The sequence below is a fragment of the Pseudoalteromonas lipolytica genome (assembly GCF_001306915.1).
Lineage (GTDB): Bacteria > Pseudomonadota > Gammaproteobacteria > Enterobacterales > Alteromonadaceae > Pseudoalteromonas > Pseudoalteromonas simplex.
The window spans coordinates 1-584 of record NZ_LJTC01000053.1; the positions used below are offsets into that span (position 1 = coordinate 1).

Below are 584 nucleotides of genomic sequence, written 5' to 3' on the forward strand. Positions count from 1 at the left end.
GCCGACGCCCATATAGGGCTGCACATAGGCGTCGGTGCCGCCCAGCGGGTAGTACTGCAGGGTCAGGGTCGGCGGCAGGTGCTCGGTGGAAGCCAGGTTGGCGCCATCCAGCTCGATGTCATGATCGAAGGGCTCGGCGGCCAGCAGCTCGACGCCCAGCTTGTCGGTGAAGCGATAGCCCAAGGTAAAGGCGAAGGCACTATCGTCCTGAACGTCGACATCAGTTCCATCGTTGAGATTGCCGTTATCGCTCTTGGGCTCGACCTTGGCCACGCCGACGCGGGTAAAGAAGTCGCCGGCGCCGTAAGCGAAGGCCTGGGTGCTGGCGGTGACGGCAGCGGCGGCGACGCTCGCCGCGATCAGGGTGGTGAGGGCACTCTTGCGCATGGTATCGGCTCCTGCTGGCTCGGGTGCGGCACGACGCCGCGAGGGAAGATAAGTTCAGTGTAGCCGGGCTTCCCGCTGAGGGAGTTGATCCAGCGCAAGGAAATGATGCAGTGCAGTGAACTGCCACCTTTGGGGCCACTCTTGGCTTGGACTCAACGTTCGGAGAAGCGTAGCCGTCTGGCGACAGGTCGCCGAAC

The 584-nt window shown here is 63.7% G+C and carries 1 protein-coding gene; it reads right to left on the reverse strand.

All coding sequences use genetic code 11. From position 1 onward, the window contains the following. Positions 1–387 (reverse strand): OmpW/AlkL family protein (locus tag AOG27_RS21425; RefSeq protein WP_152967184.1); only part of this gene is annotated, 387 nt, incomplete at its 3' end. Positions 388–584 lie beyond the last annotated feature (197 nt).